The organism is Thioclava sp. ES.031, assembly GCF_002563775.1.
Lineage (GTDB): Bacteria > Pseudomonadota > Alphaproteobacteria > Rhodobacterales > Rhodobacteraceae > Thioclava.
Window position 1 is genome coordinate 2,192,639 of sequence record NZ_PDJO01000001.1, and the last position, 17,191, is coordinate 2,209,829.

Genomic DNA, 17,191 nt, shown 5'->3' on the forward strand with positions numbered 1-17,191 from the left:
GCCATCTTAGCCGTAATGCGGTCCGGCAGACGTCGCCCGGGGCGACCAGCCCCGGGCCGCGCCCGACCTCCCCCCGGGAGGGCGCATTGCTACGTCGCATCCCGCACCTCCGTCGGAGGTATGCGGCCCCATAAAGTGCCAAGCACACCCCTTCCTATGCGCCCACCCGAGGTCGGGCGCGCCCCTCACGCAAAAGCAAACGGGCAGAGGTTGCCCCCTGCCCGTCGCGAATTCCGGAAGCTCTCGCCTCAGACCGCTTTCTTCAGCGCCTCGACCAGATCGGTCTTCTCCCACGAGAAGCCGCCATCGGCCTCGGGGGCGCGGCCGAAATGGCCGTAAGCCGCGGTGCGCTCGTAGATCGGCTTGCACAGGTCGAGCGTGTCGCGGATGCCTTTCGGCGTCAGGTCCATCACCTGCCCCACGGCCTTTTCGATCACCTCGTCAGGCACTTCGCCGGTGCCGAACGTGTCGACATAGATCGACAGCGGTTTCGCCACGCCGATCGCGTAGGACACCTGGATCACGCATTTGCGCGCCATGCCTGCCGCGACCACGTTCTTCGCCAGATAGCGCGCCGCATAGGCCGCCGAGCGGTCCACCTTGGTCGGATCCTTACCCGAGAACGCGCCGCCGCCATGCGGGGCCGAGCCGCCATAGGTGTCCACGATGATCTTGCGCCCGGTGAGGCCCGCATCGCCATCCGGACCGCCGATCACGAAGGTCCCGGTCGGGTTCACCCACCATTCGGTTTCCGGCGTGATCCAGCCCTCGGGCAGGGTCTCGCGGATGTAAGGCTCGACGATCGCGCGGATGTCATCCGAGGTCTGATGCTCATGCGCGTGCTGGGTCGAGAGCACGATCTGGCTGACGCCGACAGGGCGGCCATTCTCGTAGCGCACCGACAGCTGGGATTTCGCATCGGGGCGCAGCTCGGGCTCGGCGCCCGATTTGCGCGCCTCGGCGAGACGGCGCAGGATCGCGTGCGAATAGTGGATCGGTGCGGGCATCAGTTCGGGCGTCTCGTCGGAGGCGAAGCCGAACATGATCCCCTGATCGCCGGCCCCGTCCTTGTCGACGCCCTGAGAGATATGGGCCGATTGCGGATGCAGGAAATTCGCGACTTTCAGCGTCGCCCAGTGAAACTCGTCCTGCTCGTAGCCGATATCCTTGACGCATTCGCGCACGATCTTGTCGATGCCTTCGAGATATTCGGCGAGCTTGGTTTTGTCGGCCAGACCGACCTCGCCGCCGACCACGACCTGATTGGTCGTCGCGAAGGTCTCGCAGGCCACCCGCGCGTTGGGCTCTGCAGCCAGGAAAGTATCGAGAACGGCATCCGAAATGCGGTCACAGACCTTATCGGGATGCCCCTCCGAAACGGATTCGGAGGTGAAGACGTAATTCGCGCGTGCCATGAAGGGGTGCTCCGTTGTTGATATCCCCACCCCGTCAGGAAGCCGTTGGGGTGGTTCGGCCTTCTAGCTAGGAGCGCCTGCCGGTCGGGTCAATCGAAATACGCGCAAAGATTGAAAGAAGCGCTAAGGCTGCAACAATCAGCGCGATGAACGGTGCGTCACCCAGCTTCGAATAGAGCGTCGGCGGCAGGCTCGGCGGCAGTTCCACGTCGAGTTTGCCCATCTTGTCCAGCCCGAGGCTCGCCGTGATCCGCCCCTTCGCGTCGATCATCGCGGTGACCCCGGTATTGGCATCGCGCGCCAGCGGCAGGCCCTGCTCGATCGCGCGAAGCCGCGCCTGTGCGAAATGCTGATAGGGTCCGCTGAGCGTGCCGAACCACGCGTCATTGGTGACCTGCAAGATCCAGTCGGGACGCTGCGAAAAGCCGCGCAGGTCCTGCGGGAAGATCGCCTCGTAGCAAATGAGCGGCGCGACATGGCCGAGCTTGCCCAAGTTCAGCAGCTTCTCCCCCGGCCCCGCCGAATAGCCATTGCCGACCTGCGCCGCGAAGGCGGTGATCCCGACCTTCGCCAACGTATCGCCGAAGGGCATGTATTCGCCGAAGGGCACGAGGTGGGATTTGTCGTAAAGCGCCTCGATTTGATCATCGGGGCTGATGACGGCCAGCGAGTTGAAATAGCGGCTGCCCTGGCTGCGCTGCACCCCCATCGCGAGCGGAATGCCTCCCGCCGCCTCGGTCGACATCTCGAGCCCGCCCTGCGGGTGATCGAGCAGGAACGGCACCGCCGTTTCCGGCCAGACGATCAGGTCCGGCTTGGGCTGGCCGGGTGCGGGATCGGCTTTCGTCAGGTCCAGAAGCCGCTGGAAGAATTTCATCCGGTATTGCGGCAGCCATTTCAGGTCCTGCGGCGCATTTGGCTGCACCAGCCGCAGGGTGATTGGCTCGGGCCGCGGGGCCACCGGCGCATTGAGCCGCGCCACCCCGCCGAGCCACAGCCCGACCAGCACGACCAGCGCCGCGCCCACGATCCCGAGCGCCGCGGGCATCCGCATCCCGCGCGTCATCGCCGGTGCCGCCGCGATCAGCAGGGTGATCAGGCTGAGCCCCAGCGGCCCGACAAAGGCCGCCGCCTGCGCGACCGGCGAGTCGATCCAGATATGGCCGACCAGCACCCACGGAAACCCGGTGAAGACGTAGGAGCGCAGTGCGTCCGAGGCCGCCATGCCGAGCGCTATTCCCAGCGCGCGCGAGCGCGGCCCCTGCCCCGCATTGGCCCCGAGCCCATAGCCGATCGCCCAGAAGACGCCCATGCCTGCGGCCATCAGGACCAGCGCGAACGGCGCCATCCAGCCATAGATATCGGCCTCGACCATGAAAGGCTCGACGATCCAGAACATCGCGGCCAGCGCATAGCCGAAGCCGGTGGCAAAGCCGATCCAGATCACGGAGGCGCGCCAACGTTCGGCGGAGGCGAACCAGATCGAGGCCGCCAAAGCGGGCAGCGCGATCCACCACAGACCCAGCGGCGCTTGGCCCAGAGCGAAAAGCGCACCGAAGAGCGCGGCCAGAGCCAAGCTCTGCCAGCGCGGGCGCAAGGGGGCACGGAAGCCGTCTCGGAGGGTCGCGATCATGGGCGCGTCATAGCCCGCTCACTCGGCGGGCGCCACTCCCGGCAGACGCACGCGCAGACGTTTGATCCGGCGCGGATCGGCATCGACCACCTCGTATTCGACGCCGTTCTCGGTCACCACGACCTCGCCACGGGCGGGCACCCGGCCAAGCTGCATGAAGACCAGACCGCCCATCGAATCGATCTCGTCATCGGCCTCCTCGTCGGAGAGCCGCATCCCGATCTGCGCTTCGAACTCGTTGACCGGCGCGCGGGCCAGCACGACCCATTGGCCGGGCTTTTCCTCGCGCCAATAGGCGTCGTCGGCCTCGTCATGCTCGTCCTCGATCTCGCCGATCACCTGTTCGATCAGATCCTCGAGCGTGAGCAAGCCGTCGACCCCGCCATATTCGTCGATCACCAGCGCCATATGGGTGCGCTGCACCTGCATCTTCTGCAGAAGCACACCGATCGGCATCGAGGGCGGAACGTAGAGAAGCGGACGGATCAGCTTGCGCAGGGAGAACCGGCCATTACCCGATCCGAACCCGTATTCCAGCGCCAAGTCCTTCAGGTGGACGAGGCCCAGCGGCGTATCGAGCGTTTCCTTAAAGACCGGCAGTCGCGAATAGCCGTGCTGGCGGAACTTCTCCACCAACTCGTCGCGGCTGATGGAGACCGGAACGGCCTCGATCTCGACTTTGGGAATGGCGACGTCGCCCACCCGCATCTTGCGCAGGTTTCCCAGCCCCAGCGGCGCTGGCGCGGGTTTCGGCGGCATTTCTACCTGTGGGGCCTCTTCTTCCATGGGGCGTTGCCCGAAAAAGCGGCTGAGCAACCCGCGCGAAGCGGGCTCCGAAGACTGACCGGGTTCCGAATTCTCCGAACTACCGGCATTGGCGGAGGTAACTCCGTCGGCGACCTGTCCCATTGTTCCTTTCCGAAAGATGACGCGGAATGCGCCTAGTCTTACACATATGGGTTACGAATTCCTACGCTTTCAAGAAGCCGGATTTCGATTTGTTCCATTACTTGCGCATCTTCGTCGCGAATATGGTCATAACCCAGCAGATGCAGCACCGCGTGGATGAGCAAATGCAGCGTGTGATCGGAGATCGTTTTGCCTTGTTCTTCGGCCTCGCGGGCGCAGGTTTCATAGGCGATCGCGAGGTCGCCGAGCTCGATTTCGCCGAAGACATCGGGCGTGGGCGGCTCGGGATGGGTGCCGGGGTCTTCCGCGCCGCGCTCTTCGGCGGGCCAGCTGAGCACATTGGTCGGTTTCGCCTTGTCGCGATATTCGCCGTTCAGCTCGGCGATGCGGGCATCATCGCAGGCGAGAACCGAGAGGCGGCACAGCTCCGCCTCGATCCCGCGATCCTCCAGCACCAGTGTCGCTGCGCGGGTCATCAGGTCTTCCAGACCAACGGTTTCCCAGCGGGGGTCTTCGATTTCGAGATCAATTTCCATCGGTCATTCCGCCCTCAGCCCCAAGCGTCAAATCGCCGACCTTCTGCCCGGCCTTGTCATAGACCAGCACTTCGCCCCCATCGGTCACCACGACCGTATAGTTGCGCGCAAAGGTCACGGCCTCTGCCTGCGCGCCCTCGGGGAGCGTGATCGCGGCGGGCAGCTGCGGCAGCGGATTGGGTTGTTGCAAGCGGATGACAAGCAGCGCCACGATCGCTACAAGCCCGACGATCATCACAGCCGCGAGCGTGGTCACCAGTATCTTGAGAAAGCGAAGATCGGGTGGCAGCGTGGTGGCAGGCTCTTCGTCAGGCAGGTCGGACATGAATAAGGAAATCCTCAGCATCGAGATCGGACCCGGTATGGGTCCCCGCCTTGATAAGGCCTTGGCGGCGGCTGTGCCAGAGGAAGCGGCGCTCTCGCGCTCGCGTCTGGCGAAACTGATCGCGGAGGGCTCGGTCAGCCGCGAGGGCGTGGCCGTGACCGATCAGAAAACCAAGGTCGCCGAGGGCGAGGTCTATCAGATCGCGCTGGAGCCTCCGAAAGAGGTCGAGACGGTCGCGCAGGACATTCCGCTCGAAGTGCTGTGGGAAGACGACGACCTGATCGTCGTGAACAAGCCCGCGGGCATGGTCACCCACCCCGCGCCGGGCACGCCCGAAGGCACGCTCGTGAACGCGCTGCTGCACCATTTCGGCGACAATCTCTCAGGTATCGGCGGCGAGGCGCGCCCCGGCATCGTGCACCGCATCGACAAGGACACCTCGGGGCTGCTGGTCGTCGCGAAATCGGACCGGGCGCATCGCGGGTTGGCTGCGCAATTCGAGGCGCATACGGTGCATCGCCATTACCGCGCGCTCTGCCACGGCGTGCCGCAGGCCTCCGATCCGCGTCTGCGCGGGCTGAACGGGGTCAGCTTCGAGCAAGGCGGCGTGCTGAAAATCGTCACCCAGCTCGCGCGCCACAAAACCGACCGGCAGAAACAGGCGGTGGTGGCCAATGGCGGGCGTCACGCCGTCACCCGCGCCCGCACGATCGAGGATTTCAACGGCACGGCGGCGCTGATCGATTGCTGGCTGGAAACCGGCCGCACCCATCAGATTCGCGTCCATATGGCTTATGCGGGCCACGGGCTGATCGGCGATCAGACCTATGGCGGCAAGCGCAAGATCTCGGAAAAAGCGGTCGGGCCTGCGGCTGCAGAGGCCGTGCGCGCCTTCCCGCGTCAGGCGCTTCATGCGGCGACGCTGGGCTTCATCCATCCGGTCACCGAAGAGGAACTGTCCTTCGAGGCGCCCCTGCCCGAGGACATGACCGCGCTGATCGACGCATTGCGCGCGGCCTCCACGCCCCCAACCGGCGGCACGGGCCCGTGAACGTCTGGTGGGCCGAGCTTCTGACGCTGCTGATTCACTTCGGCTCTCAGGTGCTCGCGCTGTTGCGGGTGCTCACCCGACCCGACAAACCGCCTGCGGTGCGCGCAAGCTGGACTGTGCTGATCCTGTCGGTGCCGTTTCTGGGCGTCATCCTCTACATCCTGATCGGGGAGACGCGGCTCAACCAGCGCATCGCGCGCAAGCTGCAGGCGACGGTGGACGCCCTGCCCGCCCCCGATCCGGTCGAGCCTGAAGACCTAGAGGCCGTCACGCCGGAATATCGCGCCGCTTTCGCGCGGGCCGCCGCCATCAACGGCTATGCGCCCAGCACCGGCGATGCGATCGCCTTCCTGCCCGACCCCGCCGATCAGCTGGAGCCGCTGATCGCCGATATCGACGCCGCCACCCAGAGCGTCCACCTGATCACCTATATCTGGCTGAGCGATCTGACCGGCATCGCGATGGCCGAGGCGCTGACCCGCGCGGCGGAACGCGGGGTGCAGGTGCGCATCCTCGTCGACGGGCTTGGCGCGCGCGGCTTCATCAAGTCGCGCCACTGGCGGGCGATGAAAAAGGCCGGGGTGAAGACCGCGATCGCCTTTTCCTTCCGCTGGCCGCTTTTCAAGCTCGCGACGATGCGGATCGATCTGCGCAATCACCGCAAGCTCGCCGTGATCGACGGGCATGTGGCCTATACCGGCTCGCGCAACCTCGCCGACCCCGAATTCCGCATCAAGGCGCGCTTCGCGCCCTGGACCGATGTGATGCTGCGGATCGAGGGGCCGCTCGCCGCGCAACACCAGCATATCTTCGCAACCGACTGGGTGACCCACAGCCACGAGGAAATCTCGGATCTCGTGCTCCCGACCCCCGCCGCGCCGACCGCGCGCCCGGGCACGGCGGTCGCCTTTGCCACGGGGCCGATGCTGGACACGCGCGGGGTGCCGGATGTCTTTCTCGCCGTGATCGGGGCCGCGCGCGAGACGCTGACGCTGTCGACCCCCTATTTCGTGCCCGGCGAGGAGATCGCCTCGGCGCTGCGCGCCGCCAAACGCCGGGGCGTGCGGGTGCAGGTGATCGTGCCGAGGCGCAACGACTCGCGCTTCGTCGCCCATGCCGCGCGCAGCTTCTATCCGGTGTTGGCCGAGGCGGGCGTCGAGATCTGGGAGCATGGGCCGGGCCTGTTGCACGCCAAGACGCTGCTGGCTGATGGCCGCGTGGCGATCCTCGGCTCGGCCAATCTCGACCGCCGCAGCTTCGAGCTGAATTACGAGAATTGCGTGCTGATCGAGGATCACGAACTGGGTCTCGCGCTCGGCGAACGCCAGCGCCACTGGATCGCGCAGGCCCGCCGGATCGACCCGGAGCGCATCGCCGAATGGCCTTTGCACTGGAAAATCATCAACAATCTGATGTCGGTCCTCGCCCCGATCTTGTGAGGCGTCAGATGTTTTTTTACACATCTGCGACGGAAATCCCGTTACGATACGTTGATCTTTCTATGCGACTGCGTCAGGGCGGATTTCGGTGAACCAATCGCCACTGCCCTGCGTTTCTTGAAAGAACGGGGGGCGATCCCCATATTGAGCAGCCGCCAAAAGGGAGACATGGGAGACGATGACGAGCTACACGAACCTTCCGGCCCCGAGTCCTGAGCAGGGGCTGAACCGCTATCTTCAGGAGATCCGGAAGTTCCCGCTTCTGGAGCCGGAACAGGAATATATGCTGGCCAAAAGCTGGGCCGACCACCAGGACACGGAGGCCGCGCACCAGCTGGTGACCTCGCACCTGCGTCTCGCCGCGAAGATCGCGATGGGCTATCGCGGCTATGGCTTGCCGCAGGCCGAGGTGATCTCGGAGGCCAATGTCGGTCTGATGCAGGCCGTGAAGCGCTTCGATCCCGAGAAGGGGTTCCGCCTCGCGACCTATGCGATGTGGTGGATCCGCGCGGCGATTCAGGAATACATCCTGCGCTCGTGGAGCCTCGTGAAACTGGGCACCACCTCGGCGCAGAAGAAGCTGTTCTTCAACCTGCGCAAGGCGAAATCCAAGATCGGTGCCTATGAAGACGGCGATATGCGCCCCGAGAACGTCAAGCAGATCGCGACCGATCTGAACGTGACCGAGGAAGAAGTGATCTCGATGAACCGGCGGATGTCGGGCTCGGACGCGTCGCTGAATGCGCAGATCGGCGCCGGTGACGAAGGCGGGGCCGCGCAGTGGCAGGATTGGCTCGAAGACGAGGATGCCGATCAGGCCGAGGCCTATGCCGAGTCCGAAGAGATGGAAGCCCGCCGCGAAATGCTGATGGCCTCGATGGACGTCCTCAACGATCGCGAGAAGGACATCTTGATGCAGCGCCGCCTGCGCGACGACCCGGTCACGCTGGAGGAGCTTTCGGGCGTCTATGACGTCTCGCGCGAGCGTATCCGCCAGATCGAGGTGCGCGCCTTCGAGAAGCTGCAAAAGCGCATGACCGAATTGGCACGGGAAAAAGGTATGAACGTGCCCAGCTGACGCGCGAACGTTAACGAGTGCTGTTGTTTGTCGCCGTTCCCGTCCGGGGGCGGCGATTTTCTTTGCGCCGCGCCGCTCGTTATCACCGCGCCCGCGTCATGTGCCGCAATTGGTAAAGGAAAGCGGCGAAGGCTGCGCAGGCGAGCGCCAGCCAGACCACGCCGGATTGCGCATGATAGACCACGCCCTCCTCCGGATCGAAGCAGCGCCCCATCTCGTTGAAGCAGCCCCGCCAGCGGAAATATTGCGCGTAATAAGCATAGCCGAAGGCGAGCGTCAGCCCGAGGCTGAAAAGCATCCCGATCACGCGCATCTCCGGCGCCCCCTTCCGTTTCGACCCAGCCTAGCGATGCACGACACCCGGTCAACGCGCCCCCGTTGCACCTCATCCTGATTGCGCTACCATCGCGTCGCCAAAAGGAGGGTAGTCTATGACCGTTTTGAACTGGGGCATTCTGGGAGCTGCGAAATTCGCGCGCGAGCACATGGGCCGGGCGATCCACGCGGCTGAGGGCGCGCGGCTGGCGGCGCTCGCGACGTCGAGCCCCGAAAAAGCCGATCCGTTCAAGGCCTTCGCGCCCGATCTTAAGGTCCATGACAGCTATGACGCGCTGCTCGCCGACCCCGAGATCGACGTGGTCTATATCCCGCTGCCCAACACGCTCCATGTCGAATGGACGAAGAAGGCTTTGGCGGCAGGCAAGCATGTGCTGACGGAAAAGCCGATCGCGATGAAGGCCGAGGAGATCGACGGGCTGATAGACGCGCGCGACGCCGCCGGCAAATTCGCGACCGAAGCCTATATGATCGTGCATCACCCGCAATGGCAGCAGGTGCGCGCATGGCTCGATGCGGGCGCGATCGGCGAGCTGCGTCACGCCGATGTGGCCTTCACCTTCAACAACCCCGACCCCACCAACATCCGCAACAAGCCGGAGATGGGCGGCGGATCGATCCCCGATATCGGCGTCTATGCCTATTCCTGCGTGCGCTTCGCCGCGCGCGCCGAGCCGGGCGAGCTGCGCACCGTCATCCATCGCGAGAACGATGTCGACACGTTCGTGCAGGTCACCGGCGAGATGATCTCGGACAAGGGCCGTTTCACCTATGGCGCGATGACCTCGACCCGGCTGCACCCGCGTCAGGAAGCGGTATTCCAGGGCTCCGAAGGTGTGATCCGCGTCACCTGCCCGTTCAACGCGAATGTCTTCGATCAGGCCGAAGTCACCCTGATCCGCAAGGGCAAACCGGACGAGGTGATCCGCTATCCGGGCGTCAATCAATACGTGATCCAGGTGGAGGCTTTCGTGCGCCACGTCACCGAGGGCGCCCCCTATATGTGGACGCTTGAAGACGCGCGCGGCACGCAGGCGATGATCGACAAGGTGTTCGCCAGCGAACAGGGATGATGCGGTCGCGGCTCGGGAACAAAGAACGCCTGGCGGTGTTCTGGATTTATGAAATCACATGGCTCCCAGAGTAACGATCAAAGCCAGTCCGACGACGAGGGCGCGAAAGCCTCCAACGCCGTGCGCGAAAGACACGAAAAGCGCTCGGTGATGCAGGCGTCGCGCCTCTCGGCGCGGCTGATCTATGCCGTGATCCGCCATGACGGCGACGAGGAGCTGAACCGCCCGCTGATCTCGCTCGTGTGGTCGGGGCTCGCGGCGGGCATCCTCATCAGCCTCTCGGTCATCGCGCAGGCGAGCCTGCATGCTCGTCTGCCCGATGAGGACTGGCGGATACTGGTCGAGTCGCTTGGCTATTCGGCGGGGTTCATGGTGGTGATCTTCGGGCGGATGCAGCTGTTCACCGAGAACACGATCACGACCGTGCTGCCGGTGGTGGCGGATCGCTCGCTGACCTGTCTGCTGAAGATGCTGCGGCTCTGGGCGATCGTGCTGGCCTCCAACGTGCTGGGCTGCGCGATCGCCTCGGGCTTCCTGAGCATCCCGCATGTCATCCCCGACGAGATGACCGACAGCCTGCTTGCGGTGGCGCGTCACGCGACCGATGGCGATATGGGGCAGAACTTCTACCGCGCGATGCCTGCGGGGATCATCATCGCCGCCGTTGTATGGATCATGCCCGCAGCGCAGGGCAGCTCTTTCCTCGTGATCCTCGCGATGACATGGCTGCTCGCCGCCTCGGGCTCGGCCCACGTCATCGCGGGCTCGGTCGAGGCGGGGCTGTTGGTCTGGGCGGGCCAGATGAGTCTTGCCGAAGCGTTCAGCAGGTTCTTCCTGCCGGTGCTGGCGGGCAATGTCGCGGGCGGCACTGCGGTCTTCACGCTGCTCACATGGGGTCAGGTGAAGAACGAGGTGACGGGCGAGCCCGACGAGCCAGCCCCGGCGTCCGACCGATAAACGAGTGCCGCCGGGCGCGCCTTAGCGCAGCTTCGGCGGCTTGCTCGGGTCCATGCCGGGGGCCGAACCGGGAACGATCTCCTGCACCTCTTCCGCTTCCGGCTCGGGCACATGCAGCACGAGCCCTTTGTCCAGCAGAAGCTGCGCGGCCTTTTCCTCGGGCTCGAGGAAGGTCACGTCCAGTTCGCCCGCGTCCAGCCCGGAGAAAGTCAGCGCCTCGCCCATTGCCTTGGCGATCCCGGCGCGGAAATGCTCATGCGCGCCGATCACAGCCAGCACATGGCCCCGGTGGCCGTCCTCATAGGTCACGCCGCCCAGCACCGCGGCCTGCGCGATGCCTGCCAGCTGATGCAGCTTCGCCTCGAAGGCGGGCAGCAGCAGCGCGATCACCGCAGGCGACAGGCCCGGTGCGGTGAATTCCACCGGACGGCCCTGCGCCTCGGACGGCGTATGCGCGAGCGTCTCGGTCAGCCAGTCGAGCGCCTCGGGCGGCAGAAGCATCGCCGAGTCCGCCACCGCGAGATTGACGCCCAGCCCGATATTCTCGCCCACCAGATGCTGCGCGATCACCCGGCCCGGCAGCGCCGCATAGGGCTGCGGGCCGTCGGCGAACTCGCCCAGACGATCCTCGGTGTCGAAGACGAGGACGAAATCGCCCTCTTCGGTGGAGAACACCTGCGGCTTGATGTTTTCGTCCTCGGGCTCTTCCTCGAGAAGCAGGAAAAGCTCGGCATCGGCGAGACGGTCGAACACGGCGAGGCGCTTGGCCTCATTGTCGGGCTCAGATTCCATCGCGGCATGGGCGCGGTCATAGGGGGTCATGTCAGCTCCTTCACCCGCGCGCGCAGGACCGGCAGCAGGTCGGCCTCGAACCACGGGTTTTTCTTCAGCCATCCCGTATTGCGCCAGGACGGATGAGGCAAGGGGAAGAGGCGCGGCGCGTGGTCTCGCCACCCCATCACGGTCTGGGTCACGTTGCGGCTGCCCAGATGCCAGCGCTGAGCGGCGCCGCCCACCAGAAGCGTCAGATCGACCGGGCCGATCTCGGCCATGACGCGCTCGCGCCATGTCTCGGCGCAGATCAAAGGCGGCGGCAGGTCCGAGCCCTTCGCGTCATAGCCCGGAAAGCAGAACGCCATCGGCGCGATCGCAATGCGCGACGTGTCGTAGAAGGTCTCGCGGTCCACCCCCATCCAGTCGCGCAGACGGTCCCCCGAGCGGTCGTTGAACGGCACGCCCGTCTCATGCACCCGCAGCCCCGGCGCCTGCCCCACGACCAGAATGCGCGCCCCCGCACCGAACCACGCGACAGGACGTGGAGAATGCCCCGTGGCCGTCGCACGGAACCGCGCCGCGCAGATGCGACAGGCCCGGATATCCTCTTGCACGGGGCGGGTCATAGTTTCCTCTCTGGTGTCAATGTGTTCCTCGTTGCATAACCCTCCTCCAAGTGAACATAATCCTGCCCAAATCCAAGGTTAGGTGGGTTCTCAGCCTGCGCCCCCCGTGATTTAGTGGCGAGGCGCGTATAATTGGAGACCCGGACCGAGAGCTTATGATCGTATTCGAGAACGTCTCCAAATCCTTCTGGACCGGTAAGCAGCGCAAGGTGATCCTCGAAGGCGCCAGCTTCCGTGTGGAATTGGGCCATAGCCTCGGCATTCTCGCGCCCAACGGCACCGGCAAGACCACGATCATCAACATGATGGCGGGGCTGGAAAAGCCCGACGAGGGCGAGATTCGCCGCTCCAGCCGCGTGTCCTTCCCGCTGGGCTTCATGGGCGGCGTCGTCTCGAAACACTCGGCGCGCGAAAACGCCCGGTTCATCGCGCGGCTCTACGGGCTCGACCCCGATTACGTCGAAGCCTTCTCGCGCTGGCTGACCGGCATCGCGGAATATTTCGACCAGCCCGTGGGCACTTACAGTTCGGGGATGCGCGCGCGGTTCACGTTTTCCCTGCTTCTGGCGCTGGAATTCGACATTTACCTGATCGACGAGGGGATGCCCTCGACCACCGATGTGGAGTTCAACCGCAAGGCAGGCTCGATCCTGCGCGACCGGCTGCGCGATTCCACCGTGGTCGTGGTCTCGCACCAGCCCGCCACGATCGAGAAATTCTGCAATCGCGCGGCGGTGCTGCGCGACGGCCAACTTTATCAGTTCGACACTCTGGAAGAAGCGAAGCGGTTGTATGACTACCAGTCCTAAGGCCCCGAAATTCCGTATCCGCCGCGATGGTCCGGTAATCACGGGGAGCGATGGCTCGCTGCAACTGGGGGCCATGCCGCTGCAATCGGGCGCGGGCTACGCCGCCTCCGAGCCCGCCACGCCGCGCGCTTCGAACGCCTCGGCGGCCTCCGCCGCGCAAAGCGCGCCCTCCGCGAAGGCGCCGCAGCCGCAACGACAGCGCAAGCCGCAGCGCCAGCCGGACGATCCGTCCAACCTGTTCGAGCCGCAGGATGACGGGTTCGGCGATCAGAAATTCCCGACCGCAGGCCAGTCCGGCGCAGATGTGATCGATGCGGGCCAGCGCACCCCCGAGGAAGAAATCGACGCGATCCGCGCCGAGGGGCTGACCGGCCGCCAGTTGCGCCTCGCGCGTCGCATGGCCCAGAAACACGGCGTTCAGGCCAGTTCCGATTTCGAGGCCGTGCTGCTTCTGCGCCGCCGCGGGATCGACCCGTTCGACCGCTCGAATATCGTGGCGCTGGTGAAACCCGGCGAGGCGGAGGCGACCTCACGGGCGCTGGCGCGCACCGACGGGCCGGGCGCCGATACCCGCGTGAACCTGCCGCAGACGATCAAGCAGGGTCAGGTCCCCTCCACCGAGGTGATGAACGCGGACCGCCGCGCCGCCGAGATCCTGCGCATCCAGCGCGACATCGCCAAACGCCGCCGCCGCAAGCTGATGCTGCTGGCCGCGCGGCTGGGTTTCTTCGTGGTACTGCCGACGCTGATGGCCGCCTATTACTACTTCGCGATGGCCACGCCGATGTATGCGACGAAATCGGCCTTCGTGATCCAGAAAGCCGAAGGTATGGGCAATTCCGGGCTGGGCTCGCTGTTCTCGGGCACGCAGCTCGCCACCAATCAGGACTCGGTCACGGTGCAGTCCTATCTGCAATCGCGCGACGCGATGCAGCGACTCGACCGCGATCAGGGCTTCAAGCAGACCTTCGAGGATCAGAGCATCGACCCGCTGCAGCGGCTGCCGGAAAACGCGACGGACGAACAAGCCTACCGGCTCTATTCCAAGATGGTCCAGATCGGCTACGACCCCTCCGAGGGCATCGTGAAGATGGAAGTGATCGCCCCCGATCCGGTCAAATCGCAGAAATTCTCCGAGTCGCTGATCTCCTATGCCGAGGCGCAGGTGGACCAGCTGACCTCGCGGCTGCGCGACGACCAGATGAAGGGCGCGCGCGAAAGCTATGAGGATGCCGAGGCCAAGGTCTTCGCGGCGCAATCCAAGGTGCAGCAGCTGCAGGAAAAGGTCGGCGTGCTCGATCCCGTCAGCGAGAATTCGATGGTGATGGGTCAGGTCGCCAATCTGGAAAACCAGTTGCAGCAGAAGCGTCTCGAACTGGGGCAGCTGCTCGACAATCCGCGGCCCAATCAGGCGCGGGTTGCGGGCGTGCAAGGCGACATCAAGCGCATTCAGGCGCTTCTCGACACCACGCGCGGCCAGCTGACGACCGCGCGGCAGTCCACCGGCGGCGAGTCGCTCGCCGCCGTCACCGGCCAGCTGCAGATCGCCCAGGGCGAGCTGCAGACCCGGCAGATGCTGCTGTCGGCGGCCGCCCAGCAGATGGAAACCGCCCGGATCGAGGCCAACAAGCAGGTGCGCTATCTGGAGATGGGCGTGCGCCCCGTCGCGCCGGACGAGCCCACCTATCCGCGCGCTTTCGAGAACACGCTGTTGGCTTTCCTGATCTTCTCGGGCATCTATCTGATGCTGTCGCTCACAGCTTCGGTCCTGCGCGAGCAGGTCTCGAGCTGACCCCTGAGCGGCCCGTCACGAGGCTGCGGAGAGAGATATGAAAGACGTGAAAATTGGCGGGCTGACCGTCTCGAACGACCGCCCGCTGACGGTGATCGCGGGGCCCTGCCAGCTGGAAAGCCGCGACCATGCGATGATGATCGCGAAGGAAATGGCCCGCGCCTGCGATCAGGCCGGTGCGCAGTTCATCTTCAAGGCCAGCTACGACAAGGCAAACCGCACCAGCCTCAAGGGCAAGCGCGGCCTCGGCATCGACGCGGGCCTGAAGATCCTCGAAGAGGTGCGCGCCGAGATCGGCTGCCCGGTGCTTACCGACATCCACGACGCCGAGCAGGCCCGGATCGCGGGCGCCGTGGTCGACGTGATCCAGATCCCGGCCTTCCTGTGCCGCCAGACCGATCTGCTCTTGGCCGCGGGCGAGACCGGCTGCGTCGTGAACATCAAGAAGGGCCAGTTCCTCGCGCCGTGGGACATGCCGAACGTGGCCGACAAGGTCGCCTCGACGAGCAACGAGAATATCCTGCTGACCGAGCGCGGCACGTCGTTCGGCTACAACACGCTGGTCGCCGACATGCGCGGCCTGCCCGAGATGGCGAAGACCGGCTACCCGGTGATCATGGATGCGACCCATTCGGTGCAACAGCCCGGCGGTCAGGGCGGCTCCTCGGGCGGTCAGCGCGAATTCGCGCCGGTGATGGCGCGCGCCGCCGTGTCGCTGGGTATCGCGGGGGTATTCATCGAGACCCATGAGGCGCCCGACACCGCGCCCTCGGACGGGCCGAACATGATCCCGCTGAACCAGATGCCGAAGCTCGTGCAGACGCTGATGGAGTTCGACCGGATCGCCAAGGACGACCCGATCCGGCTGTAAGCGCCCATAAGGAAGGGCGCGCGAGAGACCCGCGCGCCCTGCCCTAATGTTTGAAAATGCCTCAGGCGTCGGCCACGACCTCGGCGCGCTGCTTGCCCAGACCTTCGATCTCCAGCTCCACCACGTCGCCCGGACGCAGGAAGCGCGGGGTCTCCATCCCCATCGCGACGCCCGGAGGGGTGCCGGTCGAGATCACGTCGCCCGGATGCAGCGTCATGAACTGCGACAGATAGCTGACCAGCGTCTTCACGCCGAAGACCATCGTCTCGGTCGAGCCGTTCTGCATCACCTCGCCATTCACGCTCAGCTTCATCGCCAGCTTCTGCGGATCGGCCACCGCGTCGCGCGTCACCAGATACGGGCCGAGCGGGCCGAAGCTGTCGCAGCTCTTGCCCTTGGTCCACTGGCCCGCGCGATCCTTCTGATAGCTGCGCTCGGAGACGTCATTGGCGAGCACGAACCCCGCGACGTAATCCATCGCATCCTCTTCCGAGACGTATTTCGCGGGCTTGCCGATCACGATGCCCAGCTCGACCTCCCAGTCGGTCTGCTCGGAGCCGCGCGGCAGCACGATCGGATCGTTCGGGCCTTGGATCGCGGAGGTGGCCTTCATGAAGATCAGCGGCTCGGGCGGCACCTGCGCCCCGGATTCCGCGGCGTGATCGGCATAGTTCAACCCGATGCAGATCATCTTGCCGATCCCGGCCACCGGCGCGCCCAGACGCGTGCCTTCCGGCACGACGGGCAGCTCCGACGCATCGAGCGAGCCGATCGCGGCCAGCCCGTCATCCGAGAGCACCGCGCCCCCGATATCTGCCACCTGCCCGGACAGGTCGCGGATCACGCCCTGATCGTCCATCAGCCCCGGTTTCTCGGCCCCGATCAGCCCATGACGCAGAAGTTTCATGTGATGTCCTCCTTCATGTTGGCGGCATCAAGCCCGTGCCGCGGCGAAGATGCAAGGGCGTCAGCGGACATGCAGGATGAAAATTCCGAGCAGAACCATGAGCGCAATCACCAGCGCGAAGAGCAGCAGATCGGGCCAGTTGGTGCCTTTTTCGTCCGGCGGTTCCTCGGCGTCGATCAGGGCGCGCAGCATCCGCATCCGCACGAAGGCGAGGATCACCACCACCCCGCCGCTCAGCACCATCGCGAGATCGGACCAGCCGGGAATATCCGCCCGCGTCAGCTTGGCGGCCGTCAGCCCGACGCCGACGATCGCGATGGCCGTGCGCAGCCAGGCCAGAAAGGTCCGTTCATTCGCGGCGTGATCCTTGAAATTCTCCTTCGCGGCCACTGTCACCCCTGCCTTTCCATCGCATCTGTCGCGGCGCGTCGCGGGCGTGCCTGAGAGGCCGTACGCCGCGCCGTTCCTGCACCAGAATCGCGCTGAGGCCCCGCCCGGTTCCCCGCTCGGGTCCTCGGCTCTGAAATCGGCACACCGCCCGGCCCTCTTGGAACTTTGGCCCACGCTTCAACCCGTCTCACGGCAAACGTGAGGCGCGGATCACGCGTTCGTTGCCGCGATCAGCGCTCCGGGAGCGCCTCGCGAGCATCTCTCGGTGCC

18 protein-coding genes and 1 riboswitch are annotated in these 17,191 nt (G+C 65.3%); of the genes, 8 read left to right on the plus strand and 10 right to left on the minus strand.

What is annotated here, in order from left to right:
- Positions 1–248: 248 nt before the first annotated feature.
- The 5 genes from metK to AXZ77_RS10555 form a co-directional block, all read right to left on the minus strand.
- Positions 249–1,415: a methionine adenosyltransferase gene (metK, locus tag AXZ77_RS10535; protein ID WP_098411113.1), complete on the minus strand. Its 1,167-nt coding sequence runs from the start codon at positions 1,413–1,415 to the stop codon at positions 249–251.
- 7 nt (positions 1,416–1,422) lie between these two features.
- A riboswitch (SAM-SAH riboswitch) is annotated at positions 1,423–1,472 on the minus strand.
- Positions 1,473–1,482: 10 nt separating this feature from the next.
- Entirely contained in the window at positions 1,483–3,048 is a 1,566-nt protein-coding gene (lnt, locus tag AXZ77_RS10540; protein ID WP_098411114.1) for an apolipoprotein N-acyltransferase, read from the minus strand.
- An 18-nt stretch (positions 3,049–3,066) separates the two neighbouring features.
- Entirely contained in the window at positions 3,067–3,807 is a 741-nt protein-coding gene (locus tag AXZ77_RS10545) for a hemolysin family protein (protein WP_369679776.1), read from the minus strand.
- A gap of 188 nt (positions 3,808–3,995) precedes the next feature.
- Complete coding sequence (gene ybeY, locus AXZ77_RS10550; protein WP_098411116.1) at positions 3,996–4,493, minus strand: rRNA maturation RNase YbeY; 498 nt, start codon at positions 4,491–4,493, stop codon at positions 3,996–3,998.
- Positions 4,483–4,818 (minus strand): DUF6476 family protein, encoded by a 336-nt coding sequence (locus AXZ77_RS10555; protein ID WP_098411117.1) that lies wholly within the window; start codon positions 4,816–4,818, stop codon positions 4,483–4,485. The genes ybeY and AXZ77_RS10555 overlap by 11 nt, the downstream gene beginning before the upstream one ends.
- On the opposite strand from AXZ77_RS10555, the gene AXZ77_RS10560 reads away from it, so the two are divergent.
- The 3 genes from AXZ77_RS10560 to rpoH all read left to right on the plus strand — a co-directional run bounded on the left by AXZ77_RS10560 (position 4,817) and on the right by rpoH (position 8,386).
- On the plus strand, positions 4,817–5,869 hold the full coding sequence (locus tag AXZ77_RS10560) for an RluA family pseudouridine synthase (RefSeq protein ID WP_098411118.1): 1,053 nt from the start codon (positions 4,817–4,819) through the stop codon (positions 5,867–5,869). The genes AXZ77_RS10555 and AXZ77_RS10560 overlap by 2 nt on opposite strands.
- Positions 5,866–7,308 carry a cardiolipin synthase gene (gene cls / locus AXZ77_RS10565; protein WP_176536012.1) on the plus strand — a complete coding sequence of 481 codons (1,443 nt, stop codon included), beginning with the start codon at positions 5,866–5,868 and terminating at the stop codon, positions 7,306–7,308. Before AXZ77_RS10560 ends, cls begins: the two co-directional genes overlap by 4 nt.
- A 178-nt stretch (positions 7,309–7,486) precedes the next feature.
- Positions 7,487–8,386 carry an RNA polymerase sigma factor RpoH gene (gene rpoH / locus AXZ77_RS10570; protein WP_098411120.1) on the plus strand — a complete coding sequence of 300 codons (900 nt, stop codon included), beginning with the start codon at positions 7,487–7,489 and terminating at the stop codon, positions 8,384–8,386.
- 82 nt (positions 8,387–8,468) lie between these two features.
- Here the strand turns inward: rpoH and AXZ77_RS10575 are convergent, their stop codons facing one another.
- On the minus strand, positions 8,469–8,693 hold the full coding sequence (locus AXZ77_RS10575) for a hypothetical protein (protein ID WP_141536253.1): 225 nt from the start codon (positions 8,691–8,693) through the stop codon (positions 8,469–8,471).
- A 124-nt stretch (positions 8,694–8,817) separates the two neighbouring features.
- Here AXZ77_RS10575 and AXZ77_RS10580 point away from each other — a divergent pair, with 124 nt between their 5' ends.
- Together AXZ77_RS10580 and AXZ77_RS10585 are read left to right on the plus strand one after the other, a co-directional pair.
- Positions 8,818–9,795, plus strand: a complete 978-nt coding sequence (locus AXZ77_RS10580) for a Gfo/Idh/MocA family protein (RefSeq protein ID WP_098411122.1) — start codon at positions 8,818–8,820, stop codon at positions 9,793–9,795.
- Between the two features lie 48 nt (positions 9,796–9,843).
- Positions 9,844–10,752 carry a formate/nitrite transporter family protein gene (locus AXZ77_RS10585; RefSeq protein ID WP_098411123.1) on the plus strand — a complete coding sequence of 303 codons (909 nt, stop codon included), beginning with the start codon at positions 9,844–9,846 and terminating at the stop codon, positions 10,750–10,752.
- Positions 10,753–10,773: 21 nt separating this feature from the next.
- Here AXZ77_RS10585 and AXZ77_RS10590 read toward each other — a convergent pair whose 3' ends face one another.
- Together AXZ77_RS10590 and AXZ77_RS10595 are read right to left on the minus strand one after the other, a co-directional pair.
- Entirely contained in the window at positions 10,774–11,574 is an 801-nt protein-coding gene (locus tag AXZ77_RS10590; RefSeq protein ID WP_098411124.1) for an SseB family protein, read from the minus strand.
- Positions 11,571–12,152: a uracil-DNA glycosylase family protein gene (locus AXZ77_RS10595; protein ID WP_098411125.1), complete on the minus strand. Its 582-nt coding sequence runs from the start codon at positions 12,150–12,152 to the stop codon at positions 11,571–11,573. The genes AXZ77_RS10590 and AXZ77_RS10595 overlap by 4 nt, the downstream gene beginning before the upstream one ends.
- Positions 12,153–12,307: 155 nt before the next feature.
- Between AXZ77_RS10595 and AXZ77_RS10600 the strand changes: the two genes are divergently transcribed.
- The 3 genes from AXZ77_RS10600 to kdsA are packed head-to-tail and all read left to right on the plus strand — an operon-like array spanning position 12,308 to position 15,624.
- Positions 12,308–12,961 (plus strand): ABC transporter ATP-binding protein, encoded by a 654-nt coding sequence (locus AXZ77_RS10600; RefSeq protein WP_098411126.1) that lies wholly within the window; start codon positions 12,308–12,310, stop codon positions 12,959–12,961.
- Positions 12,945–14,753: a capsule biosynthesis protein gene (locus tag AXZ77_RS10605; protein WP_098411127.1), complete on the plus strand. Its 1,809-nt coding sequence runs from the start codon at positions 12,945–12,947 to the stop codon at positions 14,751–14,753. The genes AXZ77_RS10600 and AXZ77_RS10605 overlap by 17 nt, the downstream gene beginning before the upstream one ends.
- Before the next feature lie 37 nt (positions 14,754–14,790).
- On the plus strand, positions 14,791–15,624 hold the full coding sequence (gene kdsA / locus AXZ77_RS10610) for a 3-deoxy-8-phosphooctulonate synthase (protein ID WP_098411128.1): 834 nt from the start codon (positions 14,791–14,793) through the stop codon (positions 15,622–15,624).
- 61 nt (positions 15,625–15,685) lie between these two features.
- Here kdsA and AXZ77_RS10615 read toward each other — a convergent pair whose 3' ends face one another.
- Both AXZ77_RS10615 and AXZ77_RS10620 read right to left on the minus strand, forming a co-directional pair.
- The gene (locus tag AXZ77_RS10615; RefSeq protein ID WP_083077185.1) at positions 15,686–16,531 is read right to left on the minus strand and encodes a fumarylacetoacetate hydrolase family protein; all 846 of its coding nucleotides are present in this window, start codon (positions 16,529–16,531) and stop codon (positions 15,686–15,688) included.
- A 60-nt stretch (positions 16,532–16,591) separates the two neighbouring features.
- Entirely contained in the window at positions 16,592–16,927 is a 336-nt protein-coding gene (locus AXZ77_RS10620) for a YidH family protein (protein WP_255266471.1), read from the minus strand.
- Between the last annotated feature and the right edge of the window lie 264 nt (positions 16,928–17,191).

Coding starts and splice junctions, on each gene's coding strand:
- AXZ77_RS10605 (WP_098411127.1), top strand. CDS start 12,945: ATGACTACCAGTCCTAAGGCCCCGAAATTCCGTATCCGCCGCGATGGT.
- AXZ77_RS10555 (WP_098411117.1), bottom strand. CDS start 4,818: ATGTCCGACCTGCCTGACGAAGAGCCTGCCACCACGCTGCCACCCGAT.
- ybeY (WP_098411116.1), bottom strand. CDS start 4,493: ATGGAAATTGATCTCGAAATCGAAGACCCCCGCTGGGAAACCGTTGGT.
- lnt (WP_098411114.1), bottom strand. CDS start 3,048: ATGATCGCGACCCTCCGAGACGGCTTCCGTGCCCCCTTGCGCCCGCGC.
- AXZ77_RS10560 (WP_098411118.1), top strand. CDS start 4,817: ATGAATAAGGAAATCCTCAGCATCGAGATCGGACCCGGTATGGGTCCC.
- AXZ77_RS10615 (WP_083077185.1), bottom strand. CDS start 16,531: ATGAAACTTCTGCGTCATGGGCTGATCGGGGCCGAGAAACCGGGGCTG.
- AXZ77_RS10595 (WP_098411125.1), bottom strand. CDS start 12,152: ATGACCCGCCCCGTGCAAGAGGATATCCGGGCCTGTCGCATCTGCGCG.
- AXZ77_RS10580 (WP_098411122.1), top strand. CDS start 8,818: ATGACCGTTTTGAACTGGGGCATTCTGGGAGCTGCGAAATTCGCGCGC.
- AXZ77_RS10590 (WP_098411124.1), bottom strand. CDS start 11,574: ATGACCCCCTATGACCGCGCCCATGCCGCGATGGAATCTGAGCCCGAC.
- AXZ77_RS10545 (WP_369679776.1), bottom strand. CDS start 3,807: ATGCCGCCGAAACCCGCGCCAGCGCCGCTGGGGCTGGGAAACCTGCGC.
- metK (WP_098411113.1), bottom strand. CDS start 1,415: ATGGCACGCGCGAATTACGTCTTCACCTCCGAATCCGTTTCGGAGGGG.
- AXZ77_RS10585 (WP_098411123.1), top strand. CDS start 9,844: ATGAAATCACATGGCTCCCAGAGTAACGATCAAAGCCAGTCCGACGAC.
- rpoH (WP_098411120.1), top strand. CDS start 7,487: ATGACGAGCTACACGAACCTTCCGGCCCCGAGTCCTGAGCAGGGGCTG.
- kdsA (WP_098411128.1), top strand. CDS start 14,791: ATGAAAGACGTGAAAATTGGCGGGCTGACCGTCTCGAACGACCGCCCG.
- AXZ77_RS10600 (WP_098411126.1), top strand. CDS start 12,308: ATGATCGTATTCGAGAACGTCTCCAAATCCTTCTGGACCGGTAAGCAG.